Origin of the sequence: Acinetobacter pecorum, assembly GCF_014837015.1 — a bacterium.
In the GTDB taxonomy this organism is placed as follows: Bacteria; Pseudomonadota; Gammaproteobacteria; order Pseudomonadales; family Moraxellaceae; genus Acinetobacter; species Acinetobacter pecorum.
Window position 1 is genome coordinate 105,253 of the sequence record NZ_JACSPT010000003.1, and the last position, 18,805, is coordinate 124,057.

The window sequence follows — 18,805 nt, forward strand, 5'->3', positions numbered from 1 at the left end:
GTATTACCCCTGTTTTTCAGCAATCAGTTGTTGAATATTGGCCAGCAGTTCCGCTTCCTGGAACGGTTTACCCATATAGTGCGTTACGCCCAGGCTAAATGCACGTTCACGATGTTTCTCACCGGTACGTGAGGTAATCATGATAATCGGCAAGTCACGGTGAATATCATGGTGACGGACCAGATTGGTCACTTCAAAACCGTCCATGCGCGGCATTTCGATATCCAGCAACATTAGATCCGGTCTGACGTTTTCAAGCTGCTCGATCGCATCCACACCATCTTTGGCAGTGACAATATCATAGCCTTGACGTTCAAGCAGACGCGACGTTACCTTACGTACAGTCACCGAGTCATCGACAATCATTACCAGACGGCGTGCATTGGAATAACGTGATCCATCACGCTGATCATGCAGCTGTTTGACACGCTGTGTCGCCTGAATCTGACGGGCAATATTCTGTCCATCAAGAATCAGACAAACCTGACCATCACCCAGAATCGTAGCACCCGCCACTACACCGATAGTGGCAAACTGATGTCCAATCGGTTTCACTACAATTTGCGCTCGTGAACCGACCAGCTGATCGACCAGCAAGGCAATGGTTTGACCACTATTGCCTTTGATCAACAGCACCGGCAATGAATGTCCAACATTATTCAGACGGGGAATCGGCTGGTTACCCACAAATTCAGATAAATAACGCAGCTTATATTTTTCGCCATCGATCTTGAAATAGTCGTCGTTACTGTTGAAGTACGTTTCCAATGTGATCGGCGCAATACGCACAATTCGGTCAATCTGAGCCAGAGAAATCGCGTATTGCTGATCGCCTACTTTCACCATCAAGGCATCGCTGACTGCTACGGTAGTCGGTACACGAATGGTAAAGATAGTGCCTTGGCCCAGTTGTGAACTGACCGACACATGACCACCCAACAATTTGATTTCACTTTGTACTACGTCCAGACCGACTCCACGACCGGAAATCTGGGTCACTGCTTTCGCGGTACTGAATCCCGGATGGAAAATAAACTGTAACAGCTCTTCCGAATCCAGTGTCTGGTCTTCTTTGATCAGGCCTTGACTTAAGGCCTTCTCACGAATTTTCTCTGCATCAATCCCCTTACCATCATCACTAAAGGACACGATCACATCGGTTCCCTGACGGCTGATATTCAAGACAATCGAACCGACTTCCGGCTTGTTCAGTGCGATACGATCTGCAGTATCTTCCAGACCGTGATCAATTGCATTACGCAGCATATGCTCGAATGGGGTGACCAGACGCTCCAGAATATTCCGGTCCAGTTCACCTTCGGTATTTTGCACGATCAGTTCTGCAGGACGGTTCAAGGTGGTCGAGGTTTGACGCACGATACGCTGTAAACGCGGCAGCATCCGGTCAAACGGAACCAGACGGGTACGCATCAGGCTTTCCTGAATTTCGGCCTGAATACGGGATTGTTGTAATAACAGCCCTTCAGTTTCGCGAATTTTGTCGGCTAAGGTACTCTTGAAGTCGACCAAATCCGATGCAGATTCTGCCAGTGATTTAGACAGCTGGTTGAGCGACGAATACTGGTCCATTTCCAGCGGGTCAAAGTCAGCATAGCGCGAATTCTCTGAACCATGTTTGGCAATAATCTGTGATTCCAGCTCTCCTTCCATTCGACGCAACTGATCGGCAAGACGCTTGATCGCCAGTTCCATTTCGTTCAGTGTATTGCCAAGCTGGCCCAGATCCATCTCGATACGTGAACGGTTAATCGAGTTCTCACCAGACAGGTCAATCATCTTCTCGACCAGATCGGCAGAGATACGGATCATCTCGTTATTGGTATCGCTGGCTCCACTATCCGCCCATTCACCCATCATGTGTGGTGGTTCAGTACCATCGCCTTCAACAAAGCCAAAGTCGCTGACCACCAGATTGTCTGTTTTCGCCAGACGCTCAGGCAATTGTGCCGTGACATCCACAAAGGCGATCTTTTTCAGACTGCTGTGCAGCTGCTCAAAACCGCTATAGTCGCGCTGGAAAATCGCCTGTCTTAACCAGGTCAGGGTTTTCTGCAACAGACCATCATAGGCATTCGAGTTAAACTGATAGACGGCAAACTGCTCGAAAGACGTTTCCAGCTCATAGGCAACGCTGGCCACTTCTTCAACATCTACCATACGTGCGCCACCCTTGATACTGTGGGCAGCACGCTGTAATTGCAGCAATAAACTACGGTCACTACGCTGGTCAAACCATTGATTGAGCAGCTTCTCGGCATTTACCAGAATTTCTTCGGCTTCTTCGAGGAAAGATTCTTCTACAATGGATTTCAGTTCATCTTCTTCAGAACGTTCCACTGAACTATCATTAATTGCATCAGCAGAAGGTTGCGAAATTGCCGGTAATTCTTCAGTTTCAGCCAGATCAGCAACTGGTTGCTCCGTCGTTGCTGATTCTGCCAGTTGCGGTTCAGAAATTGCTGTAGCTTCAATCTCTTCCACTTCAATTGCAGCAACTGCGCTTTCAACAGCAGTCCCAGCCTGTCCGGAAACTAGCGACTGAATATTCTGCAGAATTGAAATCGCTTCCGTTGCAGGATAGTCAATGCCTTCATCACGAATGGATTGAATCCGATCCGAAACGTTGTCCTGTACCAGACGGATAACCTGGATTAAAGCAGGGGTCACGGCAATTTGCTGGCGGATTACACGTTCATAAATGCTTTCCAGTTCATGCGCAATCAAGCCGATATGTGAAGCTGAGATCATGTTTGCACCACCTTTTAAGGTATGCAAATGACGCATCAGGTTGTTCAGCGAAGCTGTATCATCCTGCTTTTTGCTCCAGGTATTCAGGTCTTCATCAATGCCTGCAAGCAATTCATCCGCTTCTTCCAGGAAGATACTTAATAATTCTTCATCAAAATCACGGTTGGTCTCAGCACTTTGCTGCTGCTGACGATCCAAAGCAATACGCTGGCTCAAGCCTGCAAAATCGACACTGGCTGTTGCCACAGGTTCGGCTGCCTGGGTAACTTCTGTCGTTACCTGAACATGCTGAATTGCATGATCTTCAGCAGGTATTTCAAGATCCTGCTGCACAAATGCAGACAATTCACTGAGTATTTTTTGAATTTCTTCATTCAGAATGACACGCTGCCCTGCGGCCAGGGTATCAAACAAATGAATAAACTCTTGATGCGCCTGTGCAAACAGCTCATAGGCATAATTGCTCTTCAATAACACTGGCTTTTCAAGCAATGCATCATAAGCCGATTTCAGATCACTGGTAAATTCATGAATACCCTGGGCTGCCCGGCTCTCTGTATGGGCCAGCAATTCTGCAGCCTGCTGACTGAGTGCCTGAATATATTCCGGATAATCAACCTGGGCGCGTTTATCAAATTCAAACTCGGCATCCAGCAACAGATCAATATCCAGTTCAACCAGTTTGGACACCAGACCCTGGGTCTGAATGCTATTTTCAGTAACGGCAAAGCCATAATCATGCCAGACACGTTCAAAGGTCGCATAAACCGTATCCAGTTTTGCGATATTGCCCTGACGTAGCAGGTGCAGATAGTCACTCACGAACTCCGCATACTGAATCAGTAAAGCAGTTTCTTTTGAAGTAGAAGCAATTTCATCCTGTAGCAAAGTTTTGAACAGATGTTCCACCTTGGAGCTGGCTTCAAAAATCTGCTCAATCTGCGCCATGGATGAACTGCCGCGCAGGGTATGAATCGCACGGATCAGGGCATTATAATCTTGTGATTTTTCATCTTCAGTACGAAGGAAAGTCGCAATCGTATCCAGATGCTCTTCTGCTTCTTCAATAAAGATTGCCACTGTCTCTTCAATATCACTGCGAACAGGGATTTCTACTTGAGCTAGAGCTGGCTCAGCTTCACCTAACCCATTGTCTGCATTATCGGCAAATTCAAGACCTGTTATTTGACCTTCTGCAGTTAAATGATCTGCCAATATCAATAATTCCTGCAACGCAGGTTCAGGTGAAATTTGTTGTTGTAATTGTTGCCCCAACAGCACCATTGGACGCAGATCGAGATCAAGCGGCTGGACTTGTTTGAATTTCGGATATAAAGCATATTGATAGACATTCAATACTGCTTGAGCAAATTTCTGCACGGTCGGTGTCAGTGAAATTGAACCTGACAAAACCCGATTCAGGGTATCTTCCACCGCCCAGGCCATTTCTCCTGCCGATTTGGCACCGACCATACGGCCCGAACCTTTCAAGGTATGAAAATGGCGACGAATAGTCTTCAGATTTTCTTGATGATCTGGATGACTTAACCATTCTGGAAATAAAGCATTTAACTCAACGAAGATTTCTTCAATTTCTTCAACAAAAATTTCAAGAATTTCTGCATCTTGGTCAAGATAACTATCTTCAGGAAGCGTTGTCGTTTCAACTAAATTTTTTAATATTTCTTTCATAGCTCATGCTTCTTACGTTATGCCGCCAAGAAGGGCGCTCAAACTTAATTGTGACCGTCACGCGATACCTAACGTATGAAGTTAAGTACATCTTGTCGAGGCTTTATCTGTATTTCTTGAATGTGTCTCAACCGCAGTCAAGACACATTTCCCCATCATTTCTGACTTTATTCTGGCAGTTTAAAGTCAGCTACAGATTCACGTAATGCATCGGCCATGTTTGCCAGTTCGGATACCGAACGCGCTGTATCGAAGGTCGCACTGGTGGTTTGCGAGGTAATTTCTTGTACAACATTCATCGTGGTCGCAATATGACCCGCAGAAGCCGACTGCAGTTTTGCAGCATCAGAAATGTTCGCAATCAGTTTTGCCAGGTTATTCGATACCGTTTGAATCTCATCCAGTGCCACACCGGCATCTTTAGACAGGTTCGCACCACGCACAACCTCAGCCGTGGTTTGTTCCATCGAGATTACGGCTTCGTTTGTATCCGTCTGAATGGTTTTTACCAGACCTTCAATCTGTTTGGTTGCAGAGGCAGAACGTTCCGCAAGACGCTGTACTTCATCGGCAACGACCGCGAAACCACGACCTGCTTCACCCGCCATCGAGGCCTGAATCGCTGCGTTTAATGCCAGGATGTTGGTCTGGTCGGCAATATCGTTAATCAGGGCTACGATGTTACCAATTTCCTGAGAAGATTCACCCAGACGTTTAATACGTTTCGAAGTTTCCTGAATCTGTTCACGAATCGTGTCCATACCCTCAATCGAGCGATGTACAACATCAGCACCATTTGCAGCAATTTGTACCGAACGCTCTGCTACCACTGCTGATTCATCGGCATTGGCAGATACCTGGTCAATCGACATCGCCATTTCGTTAATCGCTGCAGAAGCACCAGCAATTTCTTGTGCCTGATGTTCAGATGCTTCAGCTAACTGGTTGGTAATGCTTTGTGTGGTCGCGGTATATTGCGCAACTTCTTGTGAAGTTTCAGTAATACGCGATACCAGGTCACGTAACTGGTCGATCGCAAAGTTAATCGAGTCGGCAATCGCACCGGTAAAATCTTCAGATACCGTTGCATATGAACGCAAATCACCATCTGCAAGGTCGGCGATCTCATCGAGTAAACGTAAAATCGCATTCTGGTTACGGTCATATTCTTCTTGTAAACGGCCTACACGCTGCTTATCTGACAAGCCACGCAGAGAAAGTAACTTGAATACACACAGCAAGAAACCGACTAATAATGCAATCAGCAGGACAGCTGGAACTACCGTTTTAAGACCTGAGTTACCTGATAATTTATTCAGGTTGTCTAAAAGCACATCAGACTGGGAAAAAATTGATGCAGCGGCCTGACGAACTTTGACGATCTGTGCAGAGTTTTTAAGAATAATTGCTGATGCAGATTCGAGTACGTCATCATATTCAGCCTTGATTCCTTCCAGAGATTCACGCAGGGTTGGATCATCAATACGCTGTACACCCAGTTCAGCAGAACCATTTAACTGAGCGTTTAAATATGAGCCGAAAGTTTCGGTATCGGCACTGAAGTCATCTGCAGATTCACGTGAACCATCAGTACCCGTCAGTACCAGACTGATCGAACGCAAGATACGTTCCGCAATAAATACCTGGTTTTTGGCAATAACAACCTGGTTCGACGGCATGTCTTGACGTGCCATCTGGTCAACCATCAAGTTATATTCAGCTTGAATCCCCGGAATTGCCTCACCAATCGCGATGTTGGTGTCGTATAACTGGTTAATAATCTTTTGTTGCGAGGTAATCAGATCAATACTGCTGGAAACTTCTGTCCACTGTTTATCAACCGCCTGCAACGCATCATTATTGGAGTGAATACTTTTAACTGTCTCAAGATTTTCAGCAAAGGCTTTTTGCGAGTCAGTCAGGTTTTTCATAGCTTCTGGCGTACCTGAAGCGGTCGCCTCAGTCGCCTGGCGCGAAATGGTTTGCGAGAGGAGACGCAGGTCACCCAGACTCTGAGTGAGTTCGTTGGTACGTGGTACACTATAAAAAAGATACAATAAAGTGATCAGTGCGGCTAAAAGACAGCCTGCTGCTCCATAGATCAGCGGTTTTGATTTCTCACTATCACCGAAGACACGTGATAACTGATCTATTTGCGTTTGAATCTTAGCTAAAAAAGCATTACCGCCCTTGCGGCCAGTGCTCTCACCTGTATTTTTCTTTTTAAGTTTAAAGCCCATGCAGCCTCTCCCCGGTTGACGCCTTGCTTACTTTCGAGCGCGACATTTAATTTATAAATTTTATAGATGCGTTCATAAATTTTGGATTTTGCAACAGACGACTGAATAAAAACACATGCCACTGCTGGTTGTGCTGATGGAAAAACCCCTGACAATATTCTTGTAAGTTTTTATCCAATTCAGATTTCTTCGAAAAGAAACTTTTCTTATTGAAATGTTGTATACCCAAAACTTGATCTACGACCAAACCCACATACTGGTCATTATGGTTGATGCATAATACTTTTTGAGTCGGTGAAAATTTGCTGCTTTGCCCTGATACATATTGCGTCAGATCAGAAACAGACAACAGTCTTCCCCGGATATTCGCCAAACCCAATACCCAGGCTTGTGTCTTGGGTACCGGCGTATATTTTGGGGGATAAATCACTTCTGATACTTCCCCCAGCGGAGCAACAAAATATTGCCCCATCATCTCAAAAGCAATGCCCGACCATCGGTTAACTTCATTGCCATTGGAAACGTAGTTTTTATTTCCACGTTTCGCAATGCGAAGCAATTCGATAAATCCATTTGCTGCCATAGAGCTTATCCTGCATTGAGGTGCTGCTTAATTACATCTATTAATTGTTTTTCATCGACTGGTTTTGTTAGATAGTCCGCTGCGCCTTGACGCTTGCCCCATACGCGGTCAGTAGCCTGATCCTTGGTACTCACAATCACGATTGGAATGTGTTTGGTTGTTGCCCCACGTGCAATCTGGCGGGTCGCCTGAAATCCATTCACGCCCGGCATCACTACATCCATCAGAACCAGATCCGGCAGTTCTGCCTGTGCCATGGTGACCCCATCTGCCCCATTAGCTGCTTCAATCACATCAAAGCCATGTTTAGAAAGAATCTCTCTAAAGCGAAAAGTTTCTGTCGGTGAGTCATCCACAATTAGGATACGTGCCATGCCAATTCCCCAAAAAAATCAAATATATTAAGCACTAATATGGTTACGGATTGCAGTTAGCAATTCATCTTTACTAAAAGGTTTGGTCAGGTATTCATCGGAACCCACGACACGACCTTTGGCCTGATCAAATAAGCCATCTTTACTTGATAGCATAATCACAGGAATATTCTGGTAATTCTGAGAGTTTTTGATTAAGGCGCAGGTCTGATAACCATCTAGGCGCGGCATCATAATATCTACAAAAACGATATCCGGATTTGCTTCGGCAATTTTTGATAAAGCCTCAAAACCATCTACCGCAGTAATGACTTCATAACCTTCACGCTGAAGAAGAGTTTCTGCAGTACGACGAATGGTCTTTGAGTCATCAATAACCATAATTTTTAGATTTTGGAATTTATCGTCCATTTGTTTAACCCTTCCCATTTTAGAAACTATATGCCATAAGGCTCATAGGATTATTTTATTACGATCGATAAACATTTTTAACATAAAGTCACTTGTATTATCAATGAACATTTTCTACACAAGTAGACAAAATCATTTATTTTTAACAACAGCTTCACATTTTATTATGGTTATTGGTTTTTTTTTGACTAACGGTAGTTTTTTATTGATAAATTTAAGTCTAATATAACAATATTATTACTTTAAAATAAGTAATTTAGCCAACTTTAAATTCGGGGAGCCAATGATGAGTCAGTTTTCAATAAAACTTGCTGTCATTGATAAAAATAAAATGACTGGTCAATTCATTGTTGCTGTATTGTTGCTCTTGCAGCTCAGCTTAACTTGTGCGAGCAGTAACCAGCTCCCACAAAAAGCCACCTGGTACCGTTATTACGACAGTAAAGGTGTGGCCAATATCAGCACCAATGTTACGCCCAATCATATCCGTTATGGTTATGAGGCACTTGACCAGAATATGCAGGTCATTAAACGTGCCCGTCCTTATAACGCTGAAGCCGATATCAGACAAGCCCCGCAACGTGCTCAACAGGCGCAGCGGATTGCGGAAGACCATAAACTTAAGCGAGCCTATAACAATAGTCAGACTGCCTTGCAAAAAAAGAATGACAGCCTGACCCAGTTAAAAAAGCAGATTGATTTTCAGCAAGAGCAAATTAAGCAATTGCAAAAAGATCGGATCATGTTCGTTCGCCAGGAACGGGAATATTTACGTAAAGGTCAAACTCCACCGGCGCACCTCAAAACCATGCTGGAAAATAATCAGAAAAATCTCATTTCCCAAAAAGAGAATATTCAATCTTTACAAAGTCGCTATCGAAATCTGGAAGCAGAATACGACAAAATTATCGCCCGTTTAAAAGCACTTGAATAAATGCAAATAGTTGGCCAAGGCTTTGATTCATAGCCAACTAAAAGGACTCATATGCAACCTGCACCGCACTCTCATGATTTAAATATGCTTTCGCCGCGCTCTGTGCTAATCGTGAGTGCACTTTGCTTAAATATGTTTTTAGTGGCTTGCGACAAAAATGAACCTGCAGTGCAAGCCGAAACCCCAAAATCTATTGAAGTCATTTCACAGGATTTAGTTGCGGTTCAATCTGGCAATTCAGTTCAAAAAACCGCATTTACCGGCACCATCCGTGCAGTCAATCAAAGCAGCATACAGGCACAGGTCTCTGCCACTGCTACCAGCGTAAACGCGCAGGTAGGTCAATCAGTTAACAAGGGACAGGTACTGGTACGCCTGAATAACCAGGACAATGCAGCCCGTCTGGCACAAGCACGTGCCAACCTGGCCTCCACTCAAGCGCAAGCCAATCAGGCCCGCAATATGATGCAGCGTAAAAAGCGCCTGCTAGATCAGGGTTTTATTTCAAAAGTAGAATATGAACAAAGTCAGGTGGACTATCAGGCACAGCTGGAAAATGTCCGTGCCCAGCAAGCCAATGTTGATATTGCCCAGAAAGCAGATCGTGATGGCATCATGACCAGCCCGATCAGTGGTGTAATTACCCAGCGCCAGGTTGAGCCTGGCCAGACCGTTGCAATTGGACAAACCCTGTTTGAAATCGTCGATCCGAAACGGCTGGAAATTCAGGCACGCGTACCCAGTGATCTGCAATCAGGTTTAAGGCTGGGCAGTAAAATCGAATACACTATTCAAGGTAATCCAAACCGGCTCACTGCCGTAATTAGCCGGATTTCCCCTATTGCAGATCAGGCCAGTCGCCAGATCGAATTCTTTGCCACGCCAAATGAAACCATTCCCTCGCTAAGTATCGGCTCCTTCGTTGAAGGCAACATTCTGAGTTCACAACAGATTTCCGGACAGCTGATTCCATTGGATACCATTCAGGATATCCAGAACAAACCCTATGTCTGGGTGATTCGCCAGAATAAAATTATCAAGGTCAATGTTCAGGTACTAGAACAGCGTTATAGCGATAACATTGCCGTGGTTCAAGGACTGGAAAATGGTGATCAGGTCAGCCGGGTTAAGTTTAGCGAAGCCGATCTGCAAAAAACTGTCACCCTTCGCGCCAACTAAAGCCATTCATACAGGATCATTGATATGTGGTTTACCCGAATTAGTGTGAAGTATCCGGTTTTCACCATCATGATGATGTTCTGCCTAATGGTGCTGGGGCTGGCTTCATGGCAGCGGATGGGCGTTGAAGAATTCCCTGATGTCGATTTCCCTTTTGTGGTGATCTATACCAATTATCCAGGCGCTTCTCCGGAAACGGTTGAATCGGAAATCACCAAGAAACTCGAAGATCAGATCAATACCATTTCCGGTTTGAAACAGGTGATTTCCCAGTCTAGTGAAGGCCTGTCCATCATCACCACCGAATTTAATCTGGATGTGACCTCTACCACAGCAGCTCAGGACGTGCGGGATAAAATCGCCTCTGTGACTGCTGAATTCCGGGATGAAATTCAGGAACCGATTGTCGAACGTTATGATCCGACAGCAAATGCAGTGATGTCGATTGTATTTGAATCTGACAATATGGACGTAAAAACACTGAGTTCATATCTGGACCAGCGGATTGTGCCACAACTGCGTACAATCCCAGGGGTCGGTACGGTCAATCTGTTAGGTGATGCACAACGCCAGATCCGGATCCAGGTAGAGCCGCAAAAACTGCAAGCTTTTGGTATCGGTGTAGATAGTGTCATTAATACCTTAAAGGCAGAAAATATTGAAGTCCCGGGAGGCACTCTCAAGTCTGGGAATTCGGAACTGGTCATTGAAATCAATTCCAAAGTGCTGCATCCCCTCGCCTTCGGTGATCTGGTCATTGCCAATAAAAACGGCGTACCGATTTTTCTCAGACAAGTGGCCAATATTCAAGACAGTCAGGCAGAGCTGGAATCCGCTGCCTTTTTGAATGGTAAAGCTGCAGTTGCAATTGATATTTTGCGCAGTTCAGATGCAAACGTTATTGAAGTAGTAGACAAGACCTACGCAGCTTTAGAAAATATTGAAGCACAGCTTCCGCAAGGCACCACCTTACAGGTGGTGGTGGACGCCTCCAAAAGTATCCGTGGTACCATTGGCGATGTAGCCCGCACTATTGTGGAGGGTGCAGTGCTGGCTGTGCTGATTGTCCTGCTGTTCCTGGGTTCTTTCCGTTCAACCGTAATTACCGGTTTGACTCTGCCCATTGCACTCTTGGGCACGCTGACCTTTATCTGGGCCTTTGGCTTTAGCATCAATATGATGACTTTGCTGGCACTGTCCTTGAGTATTGGTCTGTTGATCGACGATGCGATTGTGGTGCGTGAAAATATTGTCCGGCATGCCGATATGGGCAAAGATCATGTGACTGCTGCACTCGATGGCACCAAAGAAATTGGACTCGCTGTACTGGCCACCACGCTGACCATTGTTGCCGTATTCCTGCCTGTGGCCTTCATGGGCGGTATTATTGGCCGCTTTTTCTACCAGTTCGGGGTCACGGTAAGTATAGCCGTGCTGATCTCAATGTTTGTCAGCTTTACCTTGGACCCGATGCTCTCTGCACACTGGGCAGAAAAGAAAAATGATCCGAACAGAAAACCAGGCCGGATACAACGTTTTTTTAACTGGATTTCCGGCAAACTGGATAATTTAAGCCATGTCTATGAAAAACTGCTAAAACTGGCACTGCGGTTTAGATTTATCACCCTGCTGATTGCCGTTGCTTCATTATTTGGTGCCTTGGGGTTATCCAAGCTGATTGGTACCGAATTTGTACCGGTCCCGGATAAAGGCGAAATCAGGATCAAGTTTGAAACACCGGTCGATTCATCACTTGAATATTCACAAGCCAAACTGCAGCAGGTGGATCAGATTATTCGTCAACATCCGGAGGTCAAAGCCACCTATGGGGTGATTAATGGTGCAACCGACCGCGGTAAAAACCATGTCAGTTTACGGGTGACCGTGACACCGCGTACCGAGCGTGAAAAAACCCTGAATGAGCTGAATAATGAATTCCGCCAGCGTCTGCAATCGGTTGCCGGAATCAGCATTACCTCGGTGGCATCCGCTGATGAAACCGTATCAGGTGGTCAGAAACCGATCATGATTTCAATCAAAGGACCTGATCTGGATGAACTGCAAAAAATTTCCGATCGTTTTATGACGGAGATGGCTAAAATTGATGGCATTGTTGATCTGGAAACTTCATTGAAAGAGCCCAAGCCGACGCTTGGTGTCCAGATCAATCGTGTCCTGGCCAGTGATCTAGGCTTATCGGTGAATCAGATTGCCAATGTGGTCCGTCCACTGATTGCCGGTGATGATGTCACCACCTGGCAGGATGAAAAAGGTGAAACCTATGATGTAAATCTGCGCCTGACCGAAAACCAGCGTAGCTTGCCAAGCGATTTACAGAATATGTATATCACCTCGAATAAAACCACTGCCAGCAATCAACCAATTCTGGTTCCTCTTTCAAGCGTGGCCAAATTTGAAGAAAAGCTCGGCGCTTCGCAGATTAACCGACGTGATCTGGCTCGTGAAGTACTCGTAGAAGCGAATACGTCTGGACGCCCTGCAGGCGACATCGGAACGGATATCAGCCGCCTGCAAGAAAATTTCGATATGCCACCGGGCTATAGTTTTGACACTCAGGGTTCTAATGCCGATATGGCAGAATCTGCAGGTTACGCCTTGACCGCGATTACCCTATCAATTGTATTTATCTATATTGTACTCGGTTCGCAGTTCAACAGCTTTATTCACCCCGCGGCAATTATGGCTTCATTGCCATTGTCGCTCATTGGGGTATTTCTGGCCTTGTTCCTGTTTAATTCGACCATGAACCTGTTTTCAATTATCGGGATCATCATGCTGATGGGACTGGTGACCAAGAATGCCATTCTGCTAATCGACTTTATCAAGAAAGCCATGGACCGCGGTGAAGACCGTTATGATGCGATTATTGAAGCAGGTAAAACCCGTCTGCGTCCTATTCTGATGACCACCAGTGCCATGGTGATGGGGATGGTTCCGCTGGCCTTGGGACTAGGCGAAGGGGGGGAGCAAAGTGCACCCATGGCACACGCCGTGATTGGTGGCGTGATTACCTCTACCCTGCTGACTTTGGTGGTGGTCCCGGTGATCTTTACCTATCTGGATGACTTTAAGAATTTTATGCTGCGTCAGGCATGTAAAATCATGGCATAATTTAATGCAACACAATGAGGTGACATTCCCAAATGCTCACCTCATTTTTTATTGTATAATCCCTGCTTTAACGCTTAATTTTTTAGGACAGTTTCCATGCGCGCGAGTCGCTTTTTATTTGCAACTTTGAGAGAAACCCCGAACGACGCTGAAGTTATTTCGCATCAGCTCATGCTTCGTGCCGGTATGATTCGTAAGTTGGCTTCAGGTTTATACACCTGGTTGCCGATGGGCGTTCGCGTATTAAATAAAGTTGCAGCGATCGTTCGCGAAGAAATGAACAATGCCGGTTCTCTTGAAGTATTGATGCCTGTAACTCAACCGGCATCACTTTGGGAAGAGTCTGGACGTTATATACAGTATGGTCCTGAACTGCTACGTTTCAAAGACCGTCATAACAATGATTTCGTGCTTGGCCCAACACATGAAGAGGTCATTACTGATCTTGCACGTAACGAGTTGAAAAGTTACAAGCAATTGCCTGCCAATTTCTACCAGGTACAAACCAAGTTCCGCGATGAAATCCGTCCGCGTTTTGGTGTAATGCGTTCACGTGAATTCATCATGAAAGATGCCTATTCTTTCCATGCCGATCAGGAATCTTTGCAAGAAACTTACGACAAAATGTACGAAGCCTACTGCAAAATCTTTACCCGCTTAGGTTTAGATTTCCGCCCAGTACAAGCGGACACTGGCTCGATTGGCGGTTCAGGTTCACATGAATTCCACGTCCTGGCTTCAAGTGGTGAAGATGATATCGCGTTTTCGACTGAATCTGACTATGCCGCCAACATTGAAATGGCTGAAGCGGTGCTTGTCGGTGAACGTGCAGCACCAACACAAGAACTTAAACTGGTAGATACGCCAAATCAGAAAACCATTGCTGATGTATCTGCCTTCTTAGGTACAGATCCTGCCCATTCAGTAAAAGCGTTGCTTGTACAAGGTGTTGCGGCTGAAGAAGGTCAGGATGCACCCGTAGTGGCGCTATTCCTTCGTGGCGATCATGAACTGAATGAAATTAAAGCTGAAAAACATCCTTTAATTGCAGTGCCACTGACTTTTGCAACCGAAGAACAAATTCAGGCTTTAGGTTTAACTGCTGGTTTCGTTGGTCCTCAAGGTTTGGTAGAAAAAGGTTTAACTGTCATTGTGGATCGTGCAGCATCTGTATTGTCTGATTTTGTTGCCGGTGCAAACGAAGCAGATCAACACGCAACTGGCGTAAACTGGGAACGTGATGCACAGTTCACTGAAGTTTTTGATCTGCGTAACGTGGTTGAAGGCGACCCTTCTCCAGATGGCAAAGGTACACTTCAGATCAAACGTGGTATTGAAGTGGGTCACATCTTCCAGTTAGGTCAGAAATACTCTGAGGCTTTGGGCTGTAAAGTTCTTGGTAAAGATGGCAAACCATTTACTGTAACCATGGGCTGTTACGGGATTGGTGTGACACGTGTGGTGGCTTCAGCAATCGAGCAAAACTTCGATGAGAAAGGTATTATCTGGCCTGAAGCGATTGCGCCTTTTGAAGTTGCGATTGTGCCAATGAATGCGCATAAGTCACCACGTACCATGGAAGCAGCTGAAGCACTGTATGCAGAATTGACCGCAGCGGGTTATGACGTCATTCTTGATGACCGGGATGAGCGCCCAGGCGTGAAGTTCTCCGATCTTGAAATTACCGGTATTCCACACCGTATTGTAATTGGTGAAAAAGGTCTGGATGCGGGTACGTTTGAGTATAAAGGCCGTCGTGATGCTGAATCTGTAAATATTTCTAAAGAAGAGTTATTAGCGAAAATCGCAAAGTAATTCCTTCTTACCATAAAAAATCCCGCTTCATGCGGGATTTTTTATGGTTATCTCGGCCTCAACAGAATTTATGACCACCAAAGCAGTTCGGCTTAAAATCTTGACCTTGTAATTTTAAATTGTTTAGAGGGAAATCAATTAAAGTCGGGTTTTTAATTTCACTTACATCCAGTGAACCGCCAACAATACAACCACTGATAATGCCTCCACAAATTCGGACATTATTAGTCAAGTCATGGTTAATTCCTGCAATCGTTTGTTGTAAAACCTCATTTGTAATTTGTACTTTATCTGATGGAGAGATACTGCCTAAATCTACCTCATCCTCCATTGCCAGCCACCATCCTTGATTCGCAGCGACTGCCGCGCCTGGCCAAAGAATTTTTTGTGATTGTAATGATAAGGATGCCGGGTTATTTAAATATAGAGCATGGATTAAGCCAAGATTTTGATTTACTGTAATATCAGTCTTGAGACCTGTTAAATAGCCCGTAATTTGCTTATCGAGGGTCAGAGCACCATTTAACAACTGCGCTTTTAATGGACCACTGAAATCTATACGCTCCACTGTGCCTGTTCCTTTCAAGACAATTTCCTTCATACGTGTTCCTGAAACAATAGTAGAAGGAATAGCAAATGGGGCTGTTGATTCCTGCAAAGTGAAGGAATAATCATTTGATTTATAATGCAAATCAAGAGGCAAGGTTAAATTCCCTAATTTACCCCTCACAGTACCTTCAATATATTGGCCCGTAGATGCATAGTCCATAACCCGAGAAGCTGTGTTTGCTACACCTGATGCTGCTTTAGTCTTCATATAACCACTAAAACTGTTAATCCCATTAGGTGTATTGCTATTTTCAGCACCCAAAGTCAAAAGACCCTGAATTTTTTCGGCGCTTAGACGAAAGCCTAGGACTTCACGAGTAGATGCCTGATTTGGATTTTTAATCGCAAATTGAAGAAATGGATTGGTGATCAATGCTGAACTACTTGCGCGATCATCGGCAGTATAGTTCGAATTCGCGGGCAGACCACTTAATGCGATATTATCAATATCAATATCACAGCCTGCCGCCCCATTCACGCCACCGCAACCCAGTTGTAGCTTTTTAATATTGGTATTGATCTCCATCTCGGCTTCTAAACCTAATTTATAGAAAGAAATATTGGACTGATCATAGTTATTACCAAGATTATCTATTTGTTTAAAACCTTTTTGTACTTCCATCGAAAGAAGTGCCTGACCCTCTACCGTAGATAATTCTTCATCATTTAAGCTGGTCATTGCAAAACTTTGTTGTGTAATCGCACACATTGCTACAACCAGACTATTTAAAAGTATTTTTTTCATTTTAATGTCCTTATATTCTTATTAGCGTGGCGTAATACCCATCGTGCTACGAATCGTCCCACCAGTCAGCGCAATATTTGCTATGTTTTGCATATTGCCATTGGTGGCCATCGCAAAATTGGTTTTAAATGGTGTCGCAATATTATTTGTATAATTCAGTTTGACCTGATTATCTAAAGTTACTGTATCGGCACTGACACGGACTTTCCCTTTAACACCCAAATGACCTTCCATCCGGTTAAAGTTAATTGAAGAAGTTTTTAATGCACCGGTTGAATCCATATCTTCATTGGCAATACTAAAATAGCTCCCCAGATTATTTTTGTCTGCATTTTCTTCTGCAGTAAGGGGTCTGAATTTAAAGTTTGCATCAAAAGATAAAAAATTAGTATCTGGTGAATCGCTGGTTGGATCCACTCCTGGAATGATGAGGAGCTCGCCATTTCCATCGAGTTTAAAAGCAATATTGGTCAAAACATCATCACGTTTAGAAAAATTATCGTAAGGCACATAGCCCCCGCACTTAGCGACCGATGCATTGGTACAATTGTATTTAGAGCCTGGTAATTGACCAATCGCAAGCTCAGCTTTAGCCCCTATCAGCAGTTTATCGGCACGAATATAAATACCTTCATCTTCATAGCCAATAATACCTTCCGACTTGATCAGGGCATCGATATTCCTAAAACCCGCATAATAGTTAACTGCCTCACCATGATCGCCATTCTTGCCATCAATCAATATAATTGAGGTTGTGCTTGGCAAACCGGTTTTTTTATCAATTCCGTAACCTTCTGTAGATACCATCATGTTATAAGCAATTGCCTGCTTATTGTCTGCTCCATAAGTCGTTCCCGACAAGGCAACATTGGCATTCAAATTATAGATAGGAATACCGATTCCCCAAGAACCTCCGTCCCCACCAATTTCCGCCAAAGAGTTATCTGATATAAAGCGTGCTTTCGCAGCAATGGATTGAAAATCCATTCCACGCACGGCGATAAAGGCAAAATCTTCTCCATTCGCGGTAGTACTGAGTATTTGTTTAAGCACATTACTACTACTGCCTAGCGTCTTTTGCATATTCTCATTGATTATAAAATCGAGATTTTTTGCAGTAATGGTATTTATATATATATTGCCAAAGTCGATATAAGCATTTTTACCATGTAAGGTTCCGTCAGCATTACGTGTAGTCAATGGTCTAATATTAGAAAATTGCACAGCATGACTTCCCTTACCAGTATGCCCAATCTCAAATGTTGTTGGGGCCATAGTGGCTGGACGTCCGGTACTATTAGCACCAGTAAAATCCGCAGATAATCCCAGGTTCAACCCGCCTTCCCCAACCAGGCTACTGTATCCTGTGGCAGTTTTGTCCTGACGCTCCAGTACCCCATTTACTTTATTACTCACATCAAAAGTACCGATCTGGGTTTGATCAGCACTCATGGATAACCTTGCATTGGTCACGGCACCCGAAGCACCTAAACGCATAATATTTTTACGTTCGTTATTTGGCGTGTTATAACGCAAGTCTATATTGACCCCAGGATTGGTCGGATTAACCCGACCAGCTACGAGATCAGTTGTATCTTCAGCACGCTTAAGATCCACATAATGATCTTGATTACCATTTCTCGTAGTGAGCACCACACCTTCAGCCGGGTCAATATACAAATATCCCTGACCCGCGAAATTAAAATTAAAGTCATTTAGAATTAAGCTATTTTCACCCAATTTATGACTAATCGTGGCATTTTTAAGTTGAAAATCGATACTGGCAATTGAGTCTTTATTAAATAAACCGGCACTGGTTTGTAATAGAACACTCAGCGGTGTAGAAGTACTCATTCCCAATACACCTAAGCTTTGATTAGATTGTTCCCCAGCAGTCCGAATACTATTCGCAGATTGGCTACATGGATTAGTGGTACAGGCAACCTTTACCAACTTTAAATCTGCAGTGGCTTGAAATGGGGAAATACTTGCCGCAAGCCGGAGACCAGCTCCCTGTTGTGTGGCACCTACATCTATTTCAAGTTGACTAATAATTGGTTTATTATTTTTTCCAGTAATTTCAAAATTATGTAAACCTAAACCCATTTTAGTACTGGGGTTTAAGTTTGGATCGTACCAATTCACTTGGGCAATAGTGGCTTTAGAAATTTCATGGGTAATGACCATACCGTCTTGTCCAGTCACCTCACTCAACTCCTGCTCTTCGATAATTTCAAGTGCATAACTTTGTTGTATAAGACACATGCATACCGTCAGCAACTTCAACTTTATTGTTGTTTTTTTCATTTCTATATCCTTATG

At 44.3% G+C, this 18,805-nt stretch carries 11 protein-coding genes; 4 read left to right on the plus strand and 7 right to left on the minus strand.

Features of this window, described 5'->3' with window-relative positions; genetic code table 11:
- Positions 1-3: 3 nt before the first annotated feature.
- From H9629_RS03620 to pilG, 5 genes are all read right to left on the minus strand, one after another.
- A complete protein-coding gene (locus H9629_RS03620) occupies positions 4-4,461 on the minus strand; it encodes a hybrid sensor histidine kinase/response regulator (protein WP_191730553.1) in 4,458 nt (1,485 codons plus the stop codon).
- Between the two features lie 167 nt (positions 4,462-4,628).
- Positions 4,629-6,701, minus strand: a complete 2,073-nt coding sequence (locus H9629_RS03625; RefSeq protein WP_064096411.1) for a methyl-accepting chemotaxis protein — start codon at positions 6,699-6,701, stop codon at positions 4,629-4,631.
- 46 nt (positions 6,702-6,747) lie between these two features.
- Complete coding sequence (locus H9629_RS03630) at positions 6,748-7,284, minus strand: chemotaxis protein CheW (protein WP_064096412.1); 537 nt, start codon at positions 7,282-7,284, stop codon at positions 6,748-6,750.
- 5 nt (positions 7,285-7,289) lie between these two features.
- A complete protein-coding gene (locus tag H9629_RS03635; protein ID WP_064096413.1) occupies positions 7,290-7,658 on the minus strand; it encodes a response regulator in 369 nt (122 codons plus the stop codon).
- Between the two features lie 27 nt (positions 7,659-7,685).
- Positions 7,686-8,069 carry a twitching motility response regulator PilG gene (gene pilG / locus H9629_RS03640; RefSeq protein WP_064096414.1) on the minus strand — a complete coding sequence of 128 codons (384 nt, stop codon included), beginning with the start codon at positions 8,067-8,069 and terminating at the stop codon, positions 7,686-7,688.
- Between the two features lie 286 nt (positions 8,070-8,355).
- Here pilG and H9629_RS03645 point away from each other — a divergent pair, with 286 nt between their 5' ends.
- The 4 genes from H9629_RS03645 (at position 8,356) to H9629_RS03660 (ending at position 15,129) form a co-directional block, all read left to right on the plus strand.
- Complete coding sequence (locus H9629_RS03645; RefSeq protein WP_064096415.1) at positions 8,356-9,003, plus strand: hypothetical protein; 648 nt, start codon at positions 8,356-8,358, stop codon at positions 9,001-9,003.
- Positions 9,004-9,054: 51 nt separating this feature from the next.
- Complete coding sequence (locus H9629_RS03650) at positions 9,055-10,182, plus strand: efflux RND transporter periplasmic adaptor subunit (protein ID WP_064102471.1); 1,128 nt, start codon at positions 9,055-9,057, stop codon at positions 10,180-10,182.
- A 24-nt stretch (positions 10,183-10,206) separates the two neighbouring features.
- A complete protein-coding gene (locus H9629_RS03655; RefSeq protein WP_144724005.1) occupies positions 10,207-13,314 on the plus strand; it encodes an efflux RND transporter permease subunit in 3,108 nt (1,035 codons plus the stop codon).
- Between the two features lie 96 nt (positions 13,315-13,410).
- A complete protein-coding gene (locus H9629_RS03660; protein WP_064102473.1) occupies positions 13,411-15,129 on the plus strand; it encodes a proline--tRNA ligase in 1,719 nt (572 codons plus the stop codon).
- A gap of 58 nt (positions 15,130-15,187) precedes the next feature.
- Here the strand turns inward: H9629_RS03660 and H9629_RS03665 are convergent, their stop codons facing one another.
- Positions 15,188-16,483 (minus strand): hypothetical protein, encoded by a 1,296-nt coding sequence (locus H9629_RS03665; RefSeq protein ID WP_144724007.1) that lies wholly within the window; start codon positions 16,481-16,483, stop codon positions 15,188-15,190.
- Positions 16,484-16,504: 21 nt separating this feature from the next.
- A complete protein-coding gene (locus H9629_RS03670; RefSeq protein WP_191730554.1) occupies positions 16,505-18,790 on the minus strand; it encodes a hypothetical protein in 2,286 nt (761 codons plus the stop codon).
- Positions 18,791-18,805 lie beyond the last annotated feature (15 nt).